The following is a 5,061-nucleotide window of genomic DNA, read 5'->3' as shown; positions in this document are numbered from 1 at the left end:
CATCATCAACCATGTCGCACTTGTTCAGGAACACGATGATGTAAGGAACGCCAACCTGACGACCCAGCAGGATGTGCTCACGGGTCTGTGGCATTGGGCCATCAGTCGCAGCAACAACCAGGATCGCACCGTCCATCTGCGCAGCACCGGTGATCATGTTTTTCACATAGTCGGCGTGGCCTGGGCAGTCAACGTGAGCGTAGTGACGGGAAGCCGTCTCATACTCAACGTGTGCGGTGTTAATGGTGATACCACGCGCTTTTTCTTCAGGCGTGCTGTCGATCTGATCGAATGCACGCGCCTGGCCGCCGTTAGTTTTTGCCAGAACGGTGGTGATAGCTGCAGTCAGGGTGGTTTTACCGTGGTCAACGTGACCGATGGTGCCCACGTTTACGTGCAGTTTGTTACGTTGAAATTGCTCTTTAGCCATCGCTTGTCCCTCTAAGACACGGATATATCAAAGATATCATCACATTAACCAGGCAATGCCTGACTGCAAGGAAGTTACAGAGAGAAAATCAGGAGGGAGATAAAGGAAGTGGTGCTGATACCCAGAGTCGAACTGGGGACCTCACCCTTACCAAGGGTGCGCTCTACCAACTGAGCCATATCAGCACATCTGGAGCGGGCAGCGGGAATCGAACCCGCATCATCAGCTTGGAAGGCTGAGGTAATAGCCATTATACGATGCCCGCATCCTGGAACTCGGCTACCTGTTCTTTCTGTAGCTTGTGAGTAACAGAGGATGTTCCCCTATTATTCACAGCCTGTCAGCGAAGCTGACCGACTTTGACTGCGCTAATGCCCAGCCTGAATTCAGGGTGAGAAGAAGTGACTCACCTGACAGATAAACAGGTTGTTTATCTGGTCTCAACCGTGAGATTGAGATGGTGGTGGGAGAAGGATTCGAACCTTCGAAGTCTGTGACGGCAGATTTACAGTCTGCTCCCTTTGGCCGCTCGGGAATCCCACCTACTTGATGGTGCCGGCTACCGGAATCGAACTGGTGACCTACTGATTACAAGTCAGTTGCTCTACCAACTGAGCTAAGCCGGCATCAAGTGACGCGCATTCTAGGAAGGTCGGCTTCAGGATGCAACAAAAAAATCGCTTAAATTGCGCTATCGCTTACTATTTGTGCAAATCATCGCAATTTAGCGTTTTTATGCAGAATTATTGTGCAATTCACTGGCGTTTTACTGGATGGCAGCCAGTCTGCGGACGCCTGTGACTGGCTGATCGCTCCCCTTTTTTGCCGGTCAGCGCGCTGCAGCAATAAATTTATTTTGCGGCCAGGAGATTAAGTGCTGCTTTTTTAGCCTGTCCCTGCGCCTTTACTTATCCGGCGGCTAAATCGGGCGCACCTGTCTGACTGCGGGTCAGTCCCACCCTGCCAACCTGATTGCCTCCTCTACGCGCTCATAGGCGGTATGCTGTCCTGTTCTGGCGTATCACCGCCTGATGATTCATCTGCGCCACCTTGCGCTCATGGGCCAGGCTGATGCGTCAGCGTGGCGACAGACGCGGTTACAGGCCTCATCGGGCGAATCAGCATTGTCACGCTATACTCAGCGTGAGTAGCAATAGCACAGCGCAAAGTTATGACGTAATGCGGGTCAGCCTTTAACAGGATTGCACTATTTTATGGGCTGCCCGACGTAAGTTTGTGGGCCTGCCGACGAAAGCGAGTGCACATTTATCTTTTTACTTCTGTTAAAAGCCTTACTGGTGATACCCTCCAGCCCATTGTTCTCAATGATAAACTCGTGATCCGCGATTCATATTTACCATGTTGTCTTACCCTATCCGGGTGACAATCTCCTGAATGTAACGAATTTGCGGTCAGATGCATGCTTATGGATAAAACGACACCCTTGACGACGCCTTATTTGCAGTTCACTCGTAAACAGTGGGCTGCATTACGCGATTCTGTCCCTATGACGCTGTCAGAAGAGGAGATCGCCCAGCTGGAGGGGATCAATGAAGACCTCTCGCTGGAAGAAGTCGCAGAGATTTATCTGCCGCTTTCACGTCTGCTCAATTTTTATATCAGCTCGAATGTACGTCGTCAGGCGGTGCTGGAGCAGTTCCTCGGGACTAACGGGCAAAAGATCCCCTACATTATCAGCATCGCCGGCAGCGTCGCGGTGGGAAAAAGCACCACTGCACGCGTGTTACAGGCGCTGCTGAGCCGCTGGCCTGAGCATCGTAAAGTTGAGCTGATCACTACGGATGGTTTTCTTCATCCCAATGCCGTGCTGAAAGAACGGGGCCTGATGAAGAAAAAAGGCTTCCCGCAGTCTTATGATATGCACCGGCTGGTGAAGTTTGTCTCCGACCTCAAGTCCGGTGCCAGTCAGGTGACCGCACCGGTTTATTCGCATCTGATTTACGATGTCATCCCGGATGGCGACAAGGTTATTCAGCAACCTGATATTGTGATTCTGGAAGGGCTTAACGTATTACAGAGTGGGATGGATTATCCACACGATCCCCATCATGTCTTCGTTTCCGATTTTGTCGATTTCTCTATTTATGTCGATGCGGCAGAAGATCTGTTGCAGAGATGGTATATCAATCGCTTCCTGAAATTCCGTCAGGGCGCGTTTACCAATCCTGATTCTTATTTCCATCATTATGCCCAGCTCTCCGAAGCGGAAGCGATTGAAATAGCAGGCAACTTGTGGAAAGAGATTAACTGGCTGAATTTGCAGGAAAACATTCTGCCAACGCGCGAAAGAGCCAGCCTGATTATGACTAAGAGTGGTAATCATGCGGTCGACAAGGTCCGACTGCGTAAATAAACGGTTCAATAAAAAAGGCCTGCGTTCGTGCAGGCCTTTTTATATTCAGACTGGCCGAAGTGATATTTCTCCGCCAACCCACGATTTTATTTCGCCATCCTGCTCTAATAACAGCCCGCCCTGGCTATCCACTCCCCGGGCAATGCCATGCACCTCACGTTCGCCAATAAGCAGCTTAACCGGTCGATTAATAAAATTATCGAGTGCTGCCCAGCGCGTAACAAACGGCGTTAGTCCTTCCTGCTCAAACATCGGCAGTGCGTCGCGCAGGCTGTTAATCAGGCTGGCGGCCAGTTCATTACGGTTAACCGTTACGCCTGCTTCCTGCAGGTTGATCCAGCCCTGATTGATCTGGGACGCATCCGCTGAACGCATCGCCAGGTTAATCCCGGCCCCCATCACAATATGCGCAGCATCGCCGGTTTTACCGGTAAGTTCGACTAGAATACCTGCCAGTTTGCGATCGTTGAGGTATATATCGTTGGGCCATTTTAACCGTACATCGGTGGCACCTAGCGCGTGCAATGTTTCAGCCATGATAATACCAATCACCAGGCTAAGCCCCATAGCGGCTGCAGGCCCCTGATCCAGACGCCAGTACATCGACATATAGAGATTGGCACCAAACGGTGAGAACCATTGCCGACCACGGCGTCCGCGACCCGCCTGCTGATATTCAGCAATACAGGCAGCCCCCGATTGCAGCTCATGCATCCGCTCCAGCAAATACTGATTGGTCGAATCAATAACCGGAATGACTGAAACATTGCCCTGCTTAACCCGTGACAGAATCGCCTGTTCATCCAGCAACTGGATGGGCGCGGACAGGCTGTAGCCTTTCCCGGTTACGGTATAAACGTCGAGGCCCCAGCTTTTTAGCGTCTGAATATGCTTATTGATGGCTGCCCGGCTCATACCGAGGGTTTCACCTAACTGCTCGCCAGAATGAAACTCGCCATCAGACAAAATATCGACCAGTTTCAGCGGGACATTATGGTCCTTCATGCGATCACCTCAACAGCATTGCATTCACCCTGTGCCTGAATGAACCGGACTTCAGGCTCAAGCCAGACATCAAATTTTTCACCCACTCGGGTACGTACGGTTCGGGCCAGCGCCACAATGTCGTCAGGGGTCGCATCATCAGCATTGATCAACACCAGGGCCTGCTGCTGATGCACAGCTGCACCCCCCATACGAAAGCCCTTTAACGCGCATTGGTCAATAAGCCACCCTGCAGCCAGTTTGGTTTCGCCGCTCGCCAGTGGATAATTTGGCATCGACGGAAAGCGAGCCAGCAGCAGGCTGGCCTGCGCCTGGCTGATCACCGGGTTTTTGAAAAAGCTGCCCACATTACCGGTGATTTTGGGGTCGGGTAACTTGCTCTGACGCATCTCACAAACTGCTTGATAAACATCCCAGGCATTTGCGGTGACGGGATTAAGCGTTTTTAGATCGCCGTAGGTCAGGATCGGTCGCCATTGTTTTGGCAGAATCATCCCTACGGCCACAATCACGTAGCCAGACTGGTAGCGGTGTTTAAATATACTGTCGCGGTAGCCGAACTCGCAGGCGTCGCGATCGAGCCGCTCCGTCTGACCGGTGTGCAAATTGAGCACATCAACATATTCGCATACGTCTTTTAATTCAACGCCATAGGCGCCGATATTCTGGATCGGTGCAGAACCGACCATGCCAGGGATTAACGCCAGATTTTCCAGGCCGGTAATGCCCTTTTCCAGCGTACTTTTCACTAATTGATGCCAGTTCTCACCTGCCCCAACGTGCAGTTTCCAGTACTCGAACTCATCCCGGATCCCGATTCCTTTGATACGGTTCAGTACCACCGTGCCGGCGAAATCCTCCAGGAACAGCACGTTGCTGCCCTCACCTAACACCATAAACGGCGTTTGTTGATGCTGGCTTGCTTGCCAGGCAGCCAGGATAGCGGCTGGAGTTTCCGCCACAATGCGTTGTTGGGTATGAATGGCAAGCCCAAGCGTATTGTCGGCTTTTAATGAGGGGTGTTGGCTGGACATTTGACGGCCTTAACTGATTAATCTGGCCGTAGTTTACCGTATCAGACGGGTGTTGCAGGGGGAATTTCAGGTTCTCAGCGAAAATTTCAGCGATCTGCAGACGTAAAAAAGCCCCGCACTTTCGTGCGGGGCTTCTTCACTCGTTTGATGCCTGGCAGTTCCCTACTCTCGCATGGGGAGACCCCACACTACCATCGGCGCTACGGCGTTTCACTTCT

General features: G+C 51.8%; 4 protein-coding genes and 4 tRNA genes. 1 reads left to right on the top strand and 7 read right to left on the bottom strand.

All coding sequences use genetic code 11. The annotated features are described in order from the left end of the window. The 5 genes from AABB92_RS23290 to AABB92_RS23270 all read right to left on the bottom strand — a co-directional run. Positions 1-430, bottom strand: a 430-nt coding sequence (locus tag AABB92_RS23290; protein WP_342550291.1) for a GTP-binding protein, incomplete at its 3' end; no start/stop codon positions are given. A gap of 109 nt (positions 431-539) precedes the next feature. Continuing rightward, positions 540-615, bottom strand: a tRNA-Thr gene (locus tag AABB92_RS23285). A gap of 5 nt (positions 616-620) precedes the next feature. Next, positions 621-695 (bottom strand) — tRNA-Gly (locus tag AABB92_RS23280). Between the two features lie 193 nt (positions 696-888). Beyond that, positions 889-973 (bottom strand) — tRNA-Tyr (locus AABB92_RS23275). A 7-nt stretch (positions 974-980) separates the two neighbouring features. Then, positions 981-1,056, bottom strand: a tRNA-Thr gene (locus tag AABB92_RS23270). Positions 1,057-1,856: 800 nt separating this feature from the next. Here AABB92_RS23270 and coaA point away from each other — a divergent pair. Further along, a complete protein-coding gene (gene coaA, locus AABB92_RS23265; protein WP_031377820.1) occupies positions 1,857-2,804 on the top strand; it encodes a type I pantothenate kinase in 948 nt (315 codons plus the stop codon). A gap of 45 nt (positions 2,805-2,849) precedes the next feature. On the opposite strand, the gene birA is transcribed toward coaA, so the two are convergent. Beyond that, positions 2,850-3,809, bottom strand: a complete 960-nt coding sequence (gene birA, locus AABB92_RS23260) for a bifunctional biotin--[acetyl-CoA-carboxylase] ligase/biotin operon repressor BirA (protein ID WP_046289646.1) — start codon at positions 3,807-3,809, stop codon at positions 2,850-2,852. Next, positions 3,806-4,843 (bottom strand): UDP-N-acetylmuramate dehydrogenase, encoded by a 1,038-nt coding sequence (gene murB, locus AABB92_RS23255; RefSeq protein ID WP_046289645.1) that lies wholly within the window; start codon positions 4,841-4,843, stop codon positions 3,806-3,808. Before murB ends, birA begins: the two co-directional genes overlap by 4 nt. Positions 4,844-5,061 lie beyond the last annotated feature (218 nt).

It is taken from the genome of Pantoea brenneri, from assembly GCF_038594305.1.
Lineage (GTDB): Bacteria > Pseudomonadota > Gammaproteobacteria > Enterobacterales > Enterobacteriaceae > Pantoea > Pantoea brenneri.
The sequence above is the reverse complement of the archived record's forward strand: the minus strand, read 5'-3'. Positions and strand labels throughout refer to the sequence as shown.